This window comes from Streptomyces sp. NPDC056231 (assembly GCF_048270745.1).
GTDB lineage: Bacteria > Actinomycetota > Actinomycetes > Streptomycetales > Streptomycetaceae > Streptomyces.
Map to the genome: position 1 here is coordinate 1 of NZ_JBLVKW010000007.1, position 15,433 is coordinate 15,433.

Annotated in this window: 13 protein-coding genes; 1 reads left to right on the top strand and 12 read right to left on the bottom strand. The window is 70.2% G+C overall.

Translation table 11 applies throughout. The features are described 5' to 3' along the window. Positions 1–274: 274 nt before the first annotated feature. The 12 genes from ACNPQM_RS08460 to ACNPQM_RS08515 form a co-directional block, all read right to left on the bottom strand. Entirely contained in the window at positions 275–2,056 is a 1,782-nt protein-coding gene (locus ACNPQM_RS08460; protein ID WP_418083497.1) for an IucA/IucC family protein, read from the bottom strand. Next, the gene (locus ACNPQM_RS08465) at positions 2,053–2,640 is read right to left on the bottom strand and encodes a GNAT family N-acetyltransferase (protein WP_418083498.1); all 588 of its coding nucleotides are present in this window, start codon (positions 2,638–2,640) and stop codon (positions 2,053–2,055) included. Before ACNPQM_RS08465 ends, ACNPQM_RS08460 begins: the two co-directional genes overlap by 4 nt. Further along, positions 2,637–3,914 (bottom strand): lysine N(6)-hydroxylase/L-ornithine N(5)-oxygenase family protein, encoded by a 1,278-nt coding sequence (locus ACNPQM_RS08470; protein ID WP_418083499.1) that lies wholly within the window; start codon positions 3,912–3,914, stop codon positions 2,637–2,639. Before ACNPQM_RS08470 ends, ACNPQM_RS08465 begins: the two co-directional genes overlap by 4 nt. Then, positions 3,898–5,346 (bottom strand): pyridoxal phosphate-dependent decarboxylase family protein, encoded by a 1,449-nt coding sequence (locus ACNPQM_RS08475; RefSeq protein WP_418083500.1) that lies wholly within the window; start codon positions 5,344–5,346, stop codon positions 3,898–3,900. The genes ACNPQM_RS08470 and ACNPQM_RS08475 overlap by 17 nt, the downstream gene beginning before the upstream one ends. Positions 5,347–5,517: 171 nt before the next feature. Further along, positions 5,518–6,369 carry a siderophore-interacting protein gene (locus ACNPQM_RS08480; RefSeq protein WP_418083501.1) on the bottom strand — a complete coding sequence of 284 codons (852 nt, stop codon included), beginning with the start codon at positions 6,367–6,369 and terminating at the stop codon, positions 5,518–5,520. Between the two features lie 95 nt (positions 6,370–6,464). Continuing rightward, positions 6,465–7,493 (bottom strand): ABC transporter substrate-binding protein, encoded by a 1,029-nt coding sequence (locus ACNPQM_RS08485; protein WP_418083502.1) that lies wholly within the window; start codon positions 7,491–7,493, stop codon positions 6,465–6,467. A gap of 108 nt (positions 7,494–7,601) precedes the next feature. After that, a complete protein-coding gene (locus tag ACNPQM_RS08490; protein ID WP_418083503.1) occupies positions 7,602–7,961 on the bottom strand; it encodes a hypothetical protein in 360 nt (119 codons plus the stop codon). Continuing rightward, a complete protein-coding gene (locus ACNPQM_RS08495; RefSeq protein ID WP_418083504.1) occupies positions 7,958–8,599 on the bottom strand; it encodes a GNAT family N-acetyltransferase in 642 nt (213 codons plus the stop codon). The genes ACNPQM_RS08490 and ACNPQM_RS08495 overlap by 4 nt, the downstream gene beginning before the upstream one ends. Positions 8,600–8,871: 272 nt before the next feature. Continuing rightward, the gene (locus ACNPQM_RS08500; protein ID WP_358860718.1) at positions 8,872–10,032 is read right to left on the bottom strand and encodes an acyl-CoA dehydrogenase family protein; all 1,161 of its coding nucleotides are present in this window, start codon (positions 10,030–10,032) and stop codon (positions 8,872–8,874) included. Positions 10,033–10,061: 29 nt separating this feature from the next. Then, on the bottom strand, positions 10,062–11,000 hold the full coding sequence (locus tag ACNPQM_RS08505) for a hydroxymethylglutaryl-CoA lyase (RefSeq protein WP_358860717.1): 939 nt from the start codon (positions 10,998–11,000) through the stop codon (positions 10,062–10,064). Continuing rightward, complete coding sequence (locus ACNPQM_RS08510; RefSeq protein ID WP_418083505.1) at positions 10,997–13,075, bottom strand: acetyl-CoA carboxylase biotin carboxylase subunit; 2,079 nt, start codon at positions 13,073–13,075, stop codon at positions 10,997–10,999. Before ACNPQM_RS08510 ends, ACNPQM_RS08505 begins: the two co-directional genes overlap by 4 nt. Before the next feature lie 14 nt (positions 13,076–13,089). Then, positions 13,090–14,697: a carboxyl transferase domain-containing protein gene (locus tag ACNPQM_RS08515; protein ID WP_418083506.1), complete on the bottom strand. Its 1,608-nt coding sequence runs from the start codon at positions 14,695–14,697 to the stop codon at positions 13,090–13,092. A gap of 109 nt (positions 14,698–14,806) precedes the next feature. On the opposite strand from ACNPQM_RS08515, the gene ACNPQM_RS08520 reads away from it, so the two are divergent. Beyond that, a complete protein-coding gene (locus tag ACNPQM_RS08520; RefSeq protein WP_418083507.1) occupies positions 14,807–15,430 on the top strand; it encodes a TetR/AcrR family transcriptional regulator in 624 nt (207 codons plus the stop codon). The last annotated feature ends 3 nt before the right edge of the window (positions 15,431–15,433 follow it).

The window sequence follows — 15,433 nt, forward strand, 5'->3', positions numbered from 1 at the left end:
GGTCCGATCTTCCGGACCCGCCCGGCGACCGGGGCAGTTCCCAGTGCCCCTCCCGGCAAGCTTTGCCCCGTCGCGCCGCCCACCACGGCCTCCCCCAAGGCCTTAAGGGCCAGGGGGGACCCCCTTCCGCGTTGGCCAAAAGTCCTGGTAGCTCCTTCCCCAAGCTCTCAGCTTCGTTCGAGCAGGGGAGACCCCGTCCAAGGACTTCCGGCCGCCTTGCGACCGCACGCACCGGACGACGCTCCTCACGGGACAAACATCGCCGGTCACGGCACTAGAAGCCCGCGATCGGGTTCCTGAGTGTGCCGACGAGCTGCAGTGCTCCCGACGGGTCCGTCAGATCGACCATCTGCTTGTTGTCGCGCAGCTGGAGCCGGTTCAGGCAGGACAGTGCGAATTCCTCCGTGAACATGTCGTACTGCTTGAACTTGTCCGCGAGCTGCGGCACCGACTCCTGGTAGCCGGACACACAGGCGGCGACCGTCCGCCAGAACGTCTCCTCGTCGAGGATCCCCTCGGTGGCGAGTCCGGCGCCCAGGAAGCGGAGGAAGCAGTCGAAGACGTCGGTGAGGACCGACAGCAGTTTCATGTCGTCCGGGACCTCGGCGCGGATCCGCTCGACCTGGGGCGGCAGCACCGCGTCCGGGTCCATGACGGCGATCTCCTCGGCGATGTCCTTGAAGACCGTGCGGGTGACGACGCCGTTCTCGACGACCAGGATGACGTTCTCGCCGTGCGGCATGTACACGAGGTCGTACGCGTAGAAGCTGTGCAGCACCGGCACCAGGTAGGCGTCCAGGTAGCGGCGCAGCCAGTCGGCGGGCGCCAGTCCCGACTCTCCGATCAGTGCGCCCGCGACGGAGTTGCCCTCGTGGTCGGTGTGGACGAGCGATGCCATGGTCGCGACCCGTTCGCCCGGCGCCAGGCCGGGCACCGGACTCTCCCGCCAGAGCGCGGCGAGCATTTTCAGGTACGGGGAGCCCTTGGCGGTGGCCGCTTCGTACGTCCGGTGGCGGTAGCCGATGGCCGCCCGCTCGCGGATGATCGAGAACCGGGCCGCGCGCAGCACCTCGTCGCGCTCGATGAGCCCGGACAGCCAGTCGTTGATCGCGGGCGTCGCCTCCATGTACGCGGCGGAGAGCCCGCGCATGAAGCCCATGTTCAGGACGGACAGTGCCGTCTTGACGTAGTGCTTCTCCGGGTTTCCGGTGTTGAAGAAGGTGCGGATGGACTGCTGGGCGAGGTAGCTGTCGTCGCTCTCGCCGAGGCAGATCAGACGATGCTGGGCGATTTCTCCGGCGAAGGTGACGGCCAGTTTGTTCCGCCACTGCCAGGGGTGGACGGGGATGAGCAGGTAGTCGTCGGGGTCGAGCCCGAGGCCGGTCAGCGTGCCGGCGAACCGCTGCCGGGTCGCCTTGCTCAGTTCGCCGCCGATCAGCGTGTCGTAGTCGAGCCCGGCGCCCGCCGTGAACGTGGCGCGGTCGCGGTGGGCGGCGAGCCAGACCAGCCGGATCGCTCTCGCCGTCTCGGGTGCGTACGCACGGTACTCGTCGATGCCGAAGCCGAGGCGCCCGTTGTTGGCGACGAAGCAGGGATGGCCCTCGGTCATGCCCGTCTCGATCGCCTGGAATCCGGCGGCGACGAGCGCGGCGGAGGTCACCGGTTCCTTGGTGAGTTTGTACGCGGTTCCGGCCAGTGTGGAGGAGATCTCCTCCAGATAGACCGGCAGGACCTCCGCCGAAAGCCCCAGCGTCTCGCGCAGTTCGACGAAGAATTCCAGTGCGTCCAGGGGCAGTTCGGTGCCGTGCCGGTGGCGGGTGACGGAGGCGGCGTCGACCTGCCAGTGGTCGAGCGCGAAGCGCCGGGCGGCGAAGCGGTATTCGGTCGCCGTGTCGTCGCCGCGTACCGCGTAGAGGCCGGCGCCGAGCGGCTCGGGGGTCAGCAGCCGCTCGTGGCTGAACTCGGCGAGGGCTTTGCGGATGAGCTGCCGGTTGGCGATGGCCCAGCGCTCGGGGGTGAGGTGCGCGACGGCGGCGGCGGTGGTGGTGGTGGTCATCGGGCGTCTCCTTCGCGCGCGGCGTGGAACTGTTCTCGGGTGCAGGCGCTGAGCAGGGCGGTCTTCTCCGGCTTGGCGATCTCGCGGAGGACCTCGAAGCCCACGGCCTTGTTGAGCGCGTGCACGGCTGTGTTGCGGACGTCCGGTTCGACGACGACCCGGCGTACCGAAGGATCGGCGAACAGCGTCTCCAGCACAGTGGTGATCACCGCGTGCGTGAAGCCGTGCAGCGGGGTGTCCGTCGGGGCGACGAGGAAGTGCATCCCGATGTCGCCGGGTTCGGCCTCGTACAGCCCCTTGAGCTCGACCTCGGCGGGGTCGTACCGCTCCATCAGGAAGGCGGGCTCCCCGTTGTGCAGTCCTATGAACGCGTCGCGGTGCGGGTGGGCGGCGATCGCCCGGTACTCCCGCTCGACGTCCTGCAGCCGGGCGTCGCCCATCAGCCAGAAGGACGCCTTGGGGTGGGTGACCCAGCTGTGCACCAGTTCGGTGTCGGACATGGAGCCTGACCCGTTCGAACCGGGCCGAGAGGCCGTGGAAGGGTCGAGGGCGCGGACGGTGAAGGTACCGAGGCCGGTGTTCATACGGCGAACTCCTGGAAGGCGATGGACTTCTCGACCGGGTAGTACTCACGGCCGAGCAGCTCGCCGATGATGTACGCGTTGCGGTAGGCACCCATGCCCAGGTCGGGCGAGGTGATCGAGTGGGTGTGCGTGCCCGCGTTCTGCAGGAAGACGCCGCGCCCGGTGGTATCGATGGAGTAGTTGCGGGCCACGTCGAAGCGGCCGCGGCTGTCGTGGCGCAGCCGGCCGGCGATCGGCTCCAGGAAGGCCGGCGGGGTGTAGCGGTAGCCGGTGGCGAGGATCAGCCCCTCGGTGGTGAGGCTGTACTCCCTTTCCTGCTCCTCCTGGTGCAGGCCGAGCGTGTACGTGCCGCTGCTCTCCGCGTAACGCGCGCTGAGCAGGGCGGAGTTGGTGAGGAGGCGGGTGGGGACCGGTCCGGGCAGGTTCTTCCGGTAGAGCAGGTCGAAGATCGCGTCGATCAGTTCGCCGTCGATGCCCTTGAAAAGTCCCTTCTGGCCGGACTCCAGCCGGTAGCGGGTCTGTTCGGGCAGGGTGTGGAAGTAGTCGACGTACTCCGGGGAGGTCATCTCCAGCGTCAGCTTGGTGTACTCCAGTGGGAAGAACCGCGGTGAGCGTGTCACCCAGTTCAGCCGGTAGCCGTGCGCGTCGATCTCGGAGAGCAGGTCGTAGTAGATCTCCGCCGCGCTCTGCCCGCTGCCGACGAGGGTGATGGACTCCTTGGCCTGGAGGGCCGCCTTTCGCTCCAGGTAGCGGGAGTTGTGCAGGAAGTCGCCACCCAGTTCCCGGCACGCCTCCGGGATGTACGGGGGAGTTCCCGTGCCCAGCACCAGGTGCCGGGCGCGGAAGACGCTTCCGGCGCGGGTGCGGGCAGTGTAGAGAGCGGTGCTCTCGTCGTACCTGACCGATTCGACGGTCTCGTTGAATCGGACGCTGCTCAGCCGGCCGGCGGCCCACCGGCAGTAGTCGTTGTACTCGGTCCGCAGCGGGTAGAAGTTCTCCCGGATGTAGAAGGAGTACAGCCGTCCGCGTTCCTTCAGGTAGCTGAGGAAGGAGTACGGCGAGGTGGGGTCCGCCATCGTCACGAGGTCCGACATGAACGGCGTCTGGAGATGGGCGCCTTCGAGGAACATTCCGGCATGCCACTCGAAGTCCGGCTTGGACTCCAGAAACACACCGCGGAGTTCGTCGATGGGTTCGGTCAGGCAGGCGAGGCCGAGGTTGAACGGGCCGAGGCCGATCCCGATGAAGTCGTGGGGGTCAGGAAGCGCGGTCAAGGGAGTCTCCCAGGTACTGCTCGGCGTGGCCGGCGATCAGGTCGAGGACTGCGGCGATGTCCTGTGCGGTCGTTTCGGGGTTGAGCAGGGTGAATTTCAGGTACTGGCGGCCGCCGACCTTCGTCCCGGCGACGACGGCCTCGCCGGAGGCGAAGAGCGCCTTGCGGGCGTAGAGGTTGGCGCGGTCGATCTCGACGGGTGAGGTGACGTCGTCCGGGACGCAGCGGAACACCAGCGTGGAGAGCTGCGGCTCGACGACGACGTCGAAACGCGGGTCCGCGGTGAGCAGCTGCCATCCCTCGGCGGCCAGGCCGCAGACCTCGTCGAAGAGCTCGCCGATGCCGTCCGCGCCCATGACGCGCAGGGTCATCCACAGTTTGAGGGCGTCGAATCTGCGGGTGGTCTGCAGGGACTTGTCGACCTGGTTGGGGATGCGCTCGGCGGTCATGCGCTGCGGGTTGAGGTACTCCGCGTGGTACGTGGCGTGGCGCAGCGTGGCCCGGTCGCGCACCAGGACAGCCGAGGAACTCACCGGCTGGAAGAAGGACTTGTGGTAGTCCACGGTCGCGGAGTCGGCGTGCTCGATGCCGTCGAGGAGGTGGCGGCGCTCGCCGGAGGCGAGCAGTCCGCAGCCGTACGCGGCGTCGACATGCATCCAGGTGGAGAACTGCCGGCAGAGCACGGCGACTTCGGGCAGCGGGTCGATCGAGCCGAAGTCCGTGGTGCCCGCGGTGGCGACGACCACCATCGGGGCGGCGCCCTCGGCGGCGCACTGCTCCAGCGCGTGGGCGAGGGCCACGGTCTGCATGCGCTTCTTCCGGTCGACGGGGACGGAGACGACGGAGTCCGGTCCGAGACCGAGGAGTTTCGCCGATTTCTGGACGCTGAAGTGGCTGCATTCGGAGGTGAAGATCCGCAGCCGGTCGAACTGCCCGGGGCGGGACTTGGCCTCTTCGCGGGCGAGCAGCAGGGCCTGCAGGTTGGACTGTGTGCCGCCGCTGGTGAAGATGCCGTCGGCGGCCGGGCCGAGGCCGATCCGGGCCGCGGTCCAGTCGATCAGCCGGCGCTCGATCAGGGTGCCGCCCGCGCTCTGGTCCCAGGTGTCCAGGGAGGAGTTGACGGCCGACAGGACGGCTTCGCCGACGAGGGCGGGGATGACCACCGGGCAGTTGAGGTGGCCCAGGTACCGGGGGTGGTGGAAGTAGACGGCGTCCCGGAGATAGACGCGGTCGAGCTCGTCGAGGGCGGCGGACGCGTCGCCCAACGGCCGGTCCAGGTCGATCGCGTCGACGACCGGGGAGAGCTCGCCGACGGAGATCCCGGTGAACGGCCGGTCGGCGGCGGCGAGTTTGGCTGCGACCCGTTCGATCCCTGCGGTCACGGAGCGACGGTAGTGCTCCGCAGTCGAGTCATTGAGCAGGTGCGAACGCATGAAGGGGTCCTCCCGGGTGCGGGGAAACTTCATCGGCGCCCTCAAGGCAGAGAAAGAGGGGCGAGGGCCCGATGTCAAAGTAAGGTTAGCCTAACCTAACGTTGCGTCGAGTTGTTCCCTCGCCCCACGGGACGCCGCCTGCCATGTGCCGGTCGGTCAAAGTTGTCCGGATCAGGCGTTCTCGGTGACCGCTTCTGCGCGCAGCTGCTCCTCACTCATCCCGCGACGCCAGTAGCCGACGAACGTCACCCGCCTGCGGTCGAACCCGCGCTCCTGGACCAGATAGCGGCGCAGCGCCCGTACGTTCGACGACTCGCCCGCGATCCAGACGTACGGGGTCCCCTCGGGCAGCTCGGCGGCGCGTACGGCGTCCACGGCGGACGGTGCGCCCTCGTCCCGGACGAGCCAGCTGATCCGGGCGCGGGCCGCGGTGCTCAGCGCCTGGCGGTCCTTGGTGTGCTGGACCTCGAGCCAGACGCGGGCCCGCATGCCGGCGGGCAGCCACTCCAGGGCTGCCGATGCGGCGGGAAGCGCCGTCTCGTCGGCCCAGATCAGCACCCAGTCGGTGTCCTCCGGGGGCCGGAAGCGGACGGCCGTGTTGTTCTCGACGGCCGGGCCGAGCGCCTTGAGGAGATCGCCGGGGGCAGCGGTGGCGGCCCAGCGGCAGGCGGGTCCGCCGTCCTCGTGCAGCGCGAAGTCGATGTCGATTTCGGGCGATCCGTCGGGGGTGCGGCGCTGCGCACGGACGGTGTACGAGCGCATGACGGCCCGTATGTCCTCGGGCAGGGCGCGCCAGGCGGCGAACCAGTTGCCGTCCTTGCCGACCGGAACGACTGGTTCCGGCTGGCCGGGGTGCGGCAGGAACAGCGACAGGCTCTGGTCGCGGCCCCCGGCGGCGAAGCCGTCGAGCCCCGGACCGCCGAAGGTGATCCGGAGCATGGAGGGTCCCAGCCGCCTGGTCCGGGTGACCGTCAGGCCGAAGAACCGGAAGGGGGCTGCGGGAGGTGCGGCTGCGGTCGTCATACGAGGGCTCCTTCCAGGAACCGGGAAGCGAAGGAAAACGGCCCGGCCGGGGGGCAACCCTGGCCGGGCCGGAGACGGGGGTGCCTGGTGCTCGGTCAGCTGACCTTCTTGGCGCCCTCGATGGCCTTCGCGAGGTCCTCGAGGATCGGCGCGCACTTGTCGTAGGAGTAGATCGGCTCGGTGGTGCGCGGGATGACTTGACCCGCCTTGACGGCGGGCAGCCGCGTCCAGGTCGGCTTGGACGTCAGGGCGTCGGGCTGCAGGGCCGAGGAGCGGTTGTCCATCATGATGATGTCGGCGTCGTACTTGTCGACGTTTTCCCAGCTCAGCTCCTCGAAGAAGCCCGCGGCGTTGACCTTCGGCTCGACGAACTTCACACCCAGCTCCTGGAAGTACAGGGTGTCCGCGGACATCGTGGCGAGCGAGACGTAGAAGAGGTCCTGGCTGGCCGAGCCGATCATGACCTTGATGTTCGGCTTGGACTTGGCGGCGGCGCGCAGCCGGGCCGCGGCCTTCTCGAAGCGGGCCTTGGCGTCGGTCACCGCGGCGGCCCTGACGTCGGCGCCGAGGGAGGCGGCGAGATCCTCATGGCGCTGGATCGCCTTGGGGATGGTGGTGTGGGCGGCCCACAGGGCGACGCTCGGCGCCAGCTTCAGGATCTTGTCCTTGGACTGGTCCGGCACGTACCAGAGGGAGTCCTTCTCCCACATGGCGGTCACGAGCAGCTCCGGGCCGAGCGCCGCGTACTTCTCGACGTTGAACTCGCCCCAGACGTTGCCGAGGATCTCGACCTTGCTGATGTCGAGGTCGCCGGCCTGCACATCGGCCTTGCCGTCCTTGGTCTTCGTCGGGCCGAAGACGCCCTTGACCTCGATGCCGTAGTCGTGGAGGGCGGCGGCGACACCGATGAAGGCGACGATGTCCTTCGGGACCTTCGCGGCCTTCACGGTCTGGCCGCGGTCGTCCTTGAACGTCCACGGGCCGGACTTCCCGGCACTCGAACCCGAGCCGGAGTCCTTCGAGTCGTTGCCGCCGCACGCTGCGAGTGCGGCGCCGAGACCGACGGCGCCGCCGGCGGCCAGCAGGCCGCGACGGGAGAGGGAGGTGGTCCGGACCTTGGGCATGGGTGTGTCTGCTTTCGTACGCGCCGGTGGGCGCCCGCTGACGAGTTCGAAGGTAGGTTAGCCTAACCTCACTAACTGTCCAGAGGGCGGCCTGCCCGGCCCGCCGGGCTACCAGACGAGCACCCCGCCGCCGACGTCCTGGGCCCGCCGGGCCGCAGCGGTGATGTTGGCCAACCGCTCGACCACATAGCCCTCGCGGTAGCCGCAGTGCGCATCGAGCTCCGCCGCGTGCGGGTGCAGCAGCTCGCACTCGGCGAGGAAGTCCTCGATGTCCTCCGGCTCGACGTACAGGTCGCAGGAGGCGAGCTCCGGAAGGAACCGGGCCCCGAGGGACCGGATCCGCTCCGACCCCCACAGGCCGGTCCGGCAGCTCTCGCACCCCGCCATGTCGCTGCCGTCCGGGGGATCGTCGAGGAGGTGCGGCCTGCCGCTCTTCCCCCGTACGAAGGTGTGCACCAGGAGCGTCATCCGCCGAAGTCCTTCCGGCACGCGTCGAGTCCGGTGATCCGCACATCGACGGTGCGGTGTTCCTCCCAGCGGTCGCGGTCGATCCGCAGCCGCTGCAGGGTGACGGGGGCGCCCCGCAGCGCGGCCACCTCCAGTCCGTCCGGCAGATAGCCGAGCCGGCGCGAGACGCCCAGCGAACGCGGGTTGTCCGTCATCGCGGACGAGATCGCGCTCCGGGCGCCGAGCCCGGCGAACGCCAGATGCAGCACGGCGGCCCGCATCTCGGTGCCGATGCCCTGACCCTGGTGCGCCAGCCCCAGCCACGACCCGGTGTGCACCTCACCGGTCACCGCGAAGTCGCGCGCCCCCAGGTCCTGCCGCCCGACTACCGTGCCCTCGTGCAGCACGACGAGGCTCAGGACCCAGTCCCGTACGGACCAGTTGGCGACGGTGGACAGCACATGCTGGTACACGGCCCGGCCGCGTTCGGCGGGCGTGCCGTCGGTCCAGGGCACGGTGAACGGCATGCTGTCCGGCGCGTGCACCCCGTCGGCGGCGACGCTTGCCAGGTCGTCGAGCAACTCCAGTTCCGGAAGGCGGAGTTCCAGGCGTGGCGTGCGGATGCGGAGCCCGTACAGGGGCCAGTGCTGGGGTTCCATGAACAGACTCTGCCGGGGCGGGCCCGGCCCTGTCGAACGAATTGCCCGTGGTGTGACGCCGTACCGGGCTGCTCGTCCGGGCTGCCGCGGTGGTTCTCGGCAGGCGATGCTCTGTGCCCCATCGTGGCCGGTCTACGGGCGGCGGAGCTGCGGATTCCGATTGCCGGGCCGCACCGGCCCCGTCACCACGGCCCGACCCGCTGATCCCGGCAGGTCCCGCCGCGCGTCGGGGCTCGACGCACGGCGGGTGGTGGAGTCCTGCCGCGCACTTTTCAGGCCGGCAGCCCCAGCTCCCGGGCGATCAGCATCCGCTGCACCTCGCTCGTTCCCTCGCCGATCTCCAGGATCTTGGAGTCGCGCCACATCCGCGCCACCGGGTACTCGTTCATGAAGCCGTAGCCGCCGTGGATCTGGGTCGCCTCGCGGGCGTTGTCCACCGCCACCGTCGACGAGTACAGCTTGGCGACCGCCGCCTCCTTCTTGAACGGTTCGCCCGCCAGCAGCCTGGATGCCGCGTCCCGCCAGCCGATCCGGGCCATGTGCGCCCGCATCTCCATGTCCGCGATCTTGAACTGGATCGCCTGGTTGGCGCCGATCGGCCGGCCGAAGGCGTGCCGCTCCTTGGCGTACTTCACCGACTCGTCGACACAGCCCTGCGCCAGACCCGTGGCCAGCGCCGAGATCGCGATCCGTCCCTCGTCGAGGATCCGCAGGAACTGCGCGTACCCGCGGCCCTCCTCGCCCAGCAGGTTCGCCGCCGGGACCCGGACGTCCGAGAAGGACAGCTCACGGGTGTCCGACGCGTTCCAGCCGACCTTGGAGTACGGAGCGGCGACCGTGAAGCCGGGGGTGCCGGACGGCACGATGATCGACGAGATGAGCGGGGCGCCGTTCTCCTTGCGTCCGGTCACCGCCGTGACCGTGACCAGCGAGGTGATGTCCGTGCCGGAGTTGGTGATGAAGCACTTGGATCCGTTTATCACCCACTCGTCGCCGTCGCGCACGGCCGTCGTCCGGGTGCCGCCCGCGTCCGACCCGCAGTCCGGCTCGGTCAGCCCGAAGGCACCCAGCGCCTCGCCCGAGCAGAGCTTCGGCAGCCACTGCTGCTTCTGCTCCTCCGTGCCGAACCGGTAGACCGGCATGGCACCGAGCGAGACCCCGGCCTCCAGAGTGATCGCCACGGACGAGTCGACGCGGGCCAGCTCCTCCAGGGCGATCCCGAGGGCGAGATAGTCGCCGCCCATGCCGCCGTACTCCTCCGGGAACGGCAGCCCGAACAGGCCCATCCGCCCCATCTCGCGCACGATCTCGTACGGGAACTCATGACGCTCGTAGAAGTCGCCGATCTTCGGGGCGACCACGTCCTGCGCGAACTCCTCGACGGTGCGGCGCAGTTCCTCGTGCTCGGCAGTCAGCCGGTGGTCCAGTGGCATGGTGGGGGTCACTCCTTGTGGGACTGTGTTTATTGAACCGAGAGCGCGCGGACGGTACGGGACGGGCTCGGGCGGCCCAGTTGTTCGGCGAGCCACACGCTGGTGGCGGTGAGCGCGTCGAGGTCGACCCCGGTTTCGATGCCGAGGCCGTCGAGCATCCACACGAGGTCTTCGGTGGCGAGATTTCCGGTGGCGCTCTTCGCGTACGGGCAGCCGCCGAGGCCGCCCGCGGAGGCGTCCACGGTGGCGACACCGTGCTGGAGCGCGGCGAGGGTGTTGGAGAGCGCCTGGCCGTACGTGTCGTGGAAGTGCACCCCGATGGTGTTGGTGTGCACGCCCTCCTCGTTCAGCTCGGAGAGCAGGTTCTGCACATGGCCGGGGGTGGCGACGCCGATGGTGTCGCCGAGGGAGAGCTCGTCGCAGCCGAGGTCCATCAGCGCCTTGGCCACGCGCACGACCTGGTGGACGGGGACCGGCCCCTCCCACGGGTCGCCGAAGCACATCGACAGATAGCCGCGGACATGCACCTTGTCCGCCTTGGCGCGGGCGACGACGGGCTCGAACATGGCGAGCGACTCGGCGACCGTGCGGTTGAGATTGCGGGCGGCGAACGTCTCGGTCGCCGACCCGAACACGGCGATCCGGCGCGCACCGAGAGCGAGGGCGCGGTCCAGACCGCGTTCGTTCGGTACGAGCACCGGGAGCGCGACGCCCTTGATGTCCCCGAGGCGGGGGAACAGGTCCTCGGCGTCGGCGAGTTGGGGCACCCACTTCGGATGGACGAAGCTGGTCGCCTCGATGGTGGTCAGGCCGGCCGCGGCGAGGCGGTGGATGAACTCCGCCTTCACCTCGGTCGGAACGACCGCCTTCTCGTTCTGCAGCCCGTCGCGGGCGCCGACCTCGTGGATGCGTACCCGGGCGGGCAGATCCGGTGCGGGCACGGGCATGGGCAGCTTGCCGACGGTCATGCTTCCTCCTCGCTCGGAACCACCACGGCCAGCACCTGGTCCATGGCGACGGTGGCACCGGCCGTCACATCGAGTTCGGTGACGGTCCCGGCGTGCGGGGCGGAGATGACGTGCTCCATTTTCATCGCCTCCACGACGAGCAGGCTCTGCCCGGCGACGACCTCGTCCCCGACGGCCACCTTCACGACGGTGACCGTGCCCGGCATGGGCGCGGCGAGCGTGTCCGCGCCGCCGTGTGCGGCGCCGGTGAGGGACGCCTCCACGGGGTCGTGGTCCTGTACGTGCCAGGTGTCGCCGTCGCGGCCCAGCCAGGTCCCCTCCGGGGATGCGGCGTGGGTGAACGTGTGGGTGACACCGGCGAGTTCGAAGATGAGGCGGTGTGCGGAGACGTCGATGACCCTGGCTGTCTCCGTGCCGCCGGGCAGCGGGGCCAGCGGGCCGCAGGTGCCCGTCGCGGGCGCCGGCGGCAGCGTGCCCTCCCCGACATGACCGAACGTCAGCTCCGTGCCCGCCGGACAGGAGCGCGCGGCGACCTGCACCGGGTCGTGGCCCGGCAGCCGGAAGTGGTGGACCGTGCGGGCGGGGGCGCCGCCCAGCCGCCAGCCGTTGGCCACCGAGAACGGGTCGACCCAACCGGAGCTGCCCCCGGGCGAGGTGCCCCGGGCGGCCGGCTGCCGCAGCAGCGCCGCCGCCGCGTACACCTCCTCCGGTACCCCGTCCGGCACCAGCCCGTCCACCGCGCGCTCCACCAGCCCGGTGTCGAGATCGCCTGCCACCACCTGCGGGTGGGCGAGCAGCCTGCGCAGGAACCCGGCGTTGGTCGGCACGCCCAGGATCACCAACTCCGACAGGGCGGTGCGCAGCCGCCGCAGCGCCGTGGCCCGGTCGGGTCCGTGGACGATGACCTTCGAGAGCATCGGGTCGTACAGACTGCCGACCTCGACCCCCTCGCTGAGACCCGAGTCGGTCCGTACACCCTGGCCGTTCGGCTCGCCGAGGGAGAGCACCGTACCGCCGGACGGCAGAAATCCGCGGGCCGGGTCCTCGGCGCAGATACGGGCCTCGATCGCATGTCCGGTGAGTGTGATGTCCGGCTGCTTGTACGGGAGTTGTTCACCGGAGGCGACCCGCAGCTGCCACTCCACCAGGTCCAGGCCGGTGATCAGTTCGGTGACCGGGTGCTCGACCTGGAGGCGGGTGTTCATCTCCATGAAGTAGTACGAGGCGGGGTCGTTGCCCGGGACGATGAACTCCACCGTGCCCGCCCCGACATACCCGCAGGAGCGGGCCGCCTGGACGGCCGCCTCGCCCATCGCCGCCCGGGTCTCCTCGTCGAGCAGGACGGACGGCGCCTCCTCGATGATCTTCTGGTGGCGGCGCTGGAGCGAACACTCGCGCTCGCCGAGATGCACCACGTTCCCGTGCCCGTCGGCCAGGACCTGGATCTCGATGTGGCGCGGCCGGTCGATCCACCGCTCCACGAGCAGGGTGTCGTCCCCGAACGAGCCGCGCGCCTCGCGCCGGGCGGCGGCGATCTCGTCGGCGAGCAGCGCCTCGTCGCGCACCAGCCGCATGCCCTTGCCGCCGCCGCCCGCCGAGGGCTTCAGCAGCACCGGCATGCCGATCGTGCGCGCCGCCTCCGCGAGCTGTGTGTCGCTGAGCCCGCTGCCGGACGAACCCGGCACGACCGGAACCCCGGCCGCCGCGACGGTCTCCTTGGCCCGGATCTTGTCGCCCATCAGCGAGATCGCGGAAGCGGGCGGCCCGATGAAGACGAGCCCCGCGTCCGCGCACGCCTGCGCGAACCCCGCGTTCTCGGCGAGGAACCCGTACCCCGGGTGCACGGCCTGCGCGCCGGTGCGCCGGGCGGCCTCCAGCAGCGCGGGCACGCTGAGATAGCTCTCGGCGGCGGGTGCGGGTCCGATCCGCACCGCCGTATCGGCCTCCCGTACGTGCCGGGCGTCGGCATCCGCGTCGCTGAAGACGGCGACGGACCGCACACCCAGCTCGCGCAGGGTCCGGATCACCCGGACCGCGATCTCGCCGCGGTTGGCGACCAGAACGGTGTCGAACATCGTCATCTGTTCCCTCACATCCGGAAGACGCCGAAGCCGGGGTCACCCAGCGGGGCGTTGGCACACGCGGTCAGAGCGAGCCCCAGCACCTGCCGGGTCTCCAGCGGGTCGATGACCCCGTCGTCCCAGAGCCGGGCGGTGGCGTAGTACGCGTTGCCCTGCGTCTCGTACTGCTCGCGGATCGGCGCCTTGAAGGCTTCCTCGTCCTCGGCGCTCCAGTCGTCGCCCAGCTGGTCGCGCTTGACCGTCGCGAGGACGGACGCGGCCTGCTCGCCGCCCATGACGGAGATCTTGGCGTTGGGCCACATCCACAGGAAGCGCGGCGAGTAGGCCCGCCCGCACATGGAGTAGTTCCCCGCCCCGTACGACCCGCCGACCACGACGGTCAGCTTCGGGACCCGGGTGCAGGCGACGGCCGTGACCATCTTGGCGCCGTGCTTGGCGATGCCGCCGGCCTCGTAGTCGCGCCCGACCATGAACCCGGAGATGTTCTGCAGGAAGACCAGCGGGATGCCGCGCTGGTCGCAGAGCTCGATGAAGTGCGCACCCTTCTGGGCGGACTCGGAGAACAGGATGCCGTTGTTGGCGACGATGCCGACCGGGTGCCCGTGGATCCGGGCGAATCCGGTGACCAGCGTCGTCCCGTACTCCGCCTTGAACTCGGCGAACCGCGACCCGTCGACGACCCGCGCGATGACCTCCCGTACGTCGTACGGCGTCCGCGAATCGACCGGCACGGCCCCGTACAGCCCGGCAGGATCGACCTTCGGCTCCTCCACGGCCTCCACGGACCAGGGCAGAGCCCCGCGCGCGGGCAGCGTGGCCACGATGTTCCGGACGATCCGCAGCGCGTGCGCGTCGTCCTCCGCGAGATGGTCGGTGACGCCCGACGTGCGGGAGTGGACCTCGCCGCCGCCCAGCTCCTCCGCCGTGACGACCTCACCGGTCGCGGCCTTCACCAGCGGCGGACCGCCGAGGAAGATCGTCCCCTGGTTCCGCACGATCACGGCCTCGTCGCTCATCGCGGGGACGTACGCCCCACCGGCCGTACAGGACCCCAGCACGGCCGCGACCTGCGGAATCCCGGCCCCCGACATCCGCGCCTGGTTGTAGAAGATCCGCCCGAAGTGCTCCCGGTCGGGAAACACCTCGTCCTGCATCGGCAGAAACGCGCCACCGGAGTCCACGAGGTACAGACACGGCAGCCGGTTCTCCAGCGCCACCTCCTGTGCCCGCAGGTGCTTCTTCACCGTCATGGGGTAATACGTGCCGCCCTTGACCGTGGCGTCATTGGCGACGATCACGCACTCCCGGCCGCTGACCCGCCCGATCCCGGCGATCACCCCGGCCGCCGGAGCGGCGCCCCCGTACAGCCCCTCGGCCGCGAGCGGTGCCAGCTCCAGGAAGGGCGACCCGGGGTCGAGCAGGGTGTCCACCCGCTCCCGGGGCAGCAGCTTCCCGCGCGCCACATGGCGGGCGCGGGCCTTCTCACCCCCGCCCAGCCTGGCCGCGGCCAGGCGCGCCCGCAGCTCGTCGCCGAGCGCGCGGTGCGCCTCCTCGTTGGCCAGCCAGCCCTGAGACGCGGGATCCGCCGCACTCGCCAGCACCGGTGCCTGCTGCATCCGTCGAGCCCCCTTGCCCGGTCGGCCGGCCCGGCCGATCCGGTTAATGAGCGTTAACACTTTTCCTTCAGGTTAACGCTCGCTAACGCCACTGTCTAGAATCGAATCCATGACCACCAGGACGGACGCCCCCACGCGCCGCGAGCAGATCCTCAAGGAGGCTGCCCGCCTCTTCGCCGAGCGCGGTTTCCACGGTGTGGGCGTCGACGAGATAGGCGCAGCCGTCGGGATCAGCGGTCCCGGCCTCTACCGCCACTTCCCCGGCAAGGACGCGATGCTCGCCGAGCTGCTGGTCGGCATCAGCGAGCGCCTCCTGGCCGGCGGAAGGCTCCGCGTCACGGAGGACGCGAGCTCCGGTGACGGCTCCCCGGAAGCCCTCCTGGACGCGCTCATCGAGGGCCACATCGACTTCGCCCTGGACGACCGCCCCCTGATCACCCTGCACGACCGCGAGCTGGACCGCCTCCGGGACACCGACCGCAAGCGCGTACGCCAGCTCCAGCGCCAGTACGTGGAGCTGTGGGTCGAGGTGGTCCGCACCCTCTACCCGCTCCTCCCGGAGAGCGAGGCCCGCGCCACCGTCCACGCGGTCTTCGGCCTGCTCAACTCGACCCCGCACCTGGGCCGCCCCGGCGCCCTTCCGGGGCGCACGGCGACGGCGGCGCTGCTGCACCGGCTGGCGCGGGGGGCGTTCGCTGCGGCGGCGACCGGGCGTGAAGCAGCAGACGTATAGGGC

Bases quoted from the DNA above. Each gene is read 5' to 3' on its own strand.
- ACNPQM_RS08460 (WP_418083497.1), bottom strand. From the start codon at position 2,056: ATGACCACCACCACCACCGCCGCCGCCGTCGCGCACCTCACCCCCGAG.
- ACNPQM_RS08465 (WP_418083498.1), bottom strand. From the start codon at position 2,640: ATGAACACCGGCCTCGGTACCTTCACCGTCCGCGCCCTCGACCCTTCC.
- ACNPQM_RS08475 (WP_418083500.1), bottom strand. From the start codon at position 5,346: ATGCGTTCGCACCTGCTCAATGACTCGACTGCGGAGCACTACCGTCGC.
- ACNPQM_RS08480 (WP_418083501.1), bottom strand. From the start codon at position 6,369: ATGACGACCGCAGCCGCACCTCCCGCAGCCCCCTTCCGGTTCTTCGGC.
- ACNPQM_RS08485 (WP_418083502.1), bottom strand. From the start codon at position 7,493: ATGCCCAAGGTCCGGACCACCTCCCTCTCCCGTCGCGGCCTGCTGGCC.
- ACNPQM_RS08490 (WP_418083503.1), bottom strand. From the start codon at position 7,961: ATGACGCTCCTGGTGCACACCTTCGTACGGGGGAAGAGCGGCAGGCCG.
- ACNPQM_RS08495 (WP_418083504.1), bottom strand. From the start codon at position 8,599: ATGGAACCCCAGCACTGGCCCCTGTACGGGCTCCGCATCCGCACGCCA.
- ACNPQM_RS08500 (WP_358860718.1), bottom strand. From the start codon at position 10,032: ATGCCACTGGACCACCGGCTGACTGCCGAGCACGAGGAACTGCGCCGC.
- ACNPQM_RS08505 (WP_358860717.1), bottom strand. From the start codon at position 11,000: ATGACCGTCGGCAAGCTGCCCATGCCCGTGCCCGCACCGGATCTGCCC.
- ACNPQM_RS08510 (WP_418083505.1), bottom strand. From the start codon at position 13,075: ATGTTCGACACCGTTCTGGTCGCCAACCGCGGCGAGATCGCGGTCCGG.
- ACNPQM_RS08515 (WP_418083506.1), bottom strand. From the start codon at position 14,697: ATGCAGCAGGCACCGGTGCTGGCGAGTGCGGCGGATCCCGCGTCTCAG.
- ACNPQM_RS08520 (WP_418083507.1), top strand. From the start codon at position 14,807: ATGACCACCAGGACGGACGCCCCCACGCGCCGCGAGCAGATCCTCAAG.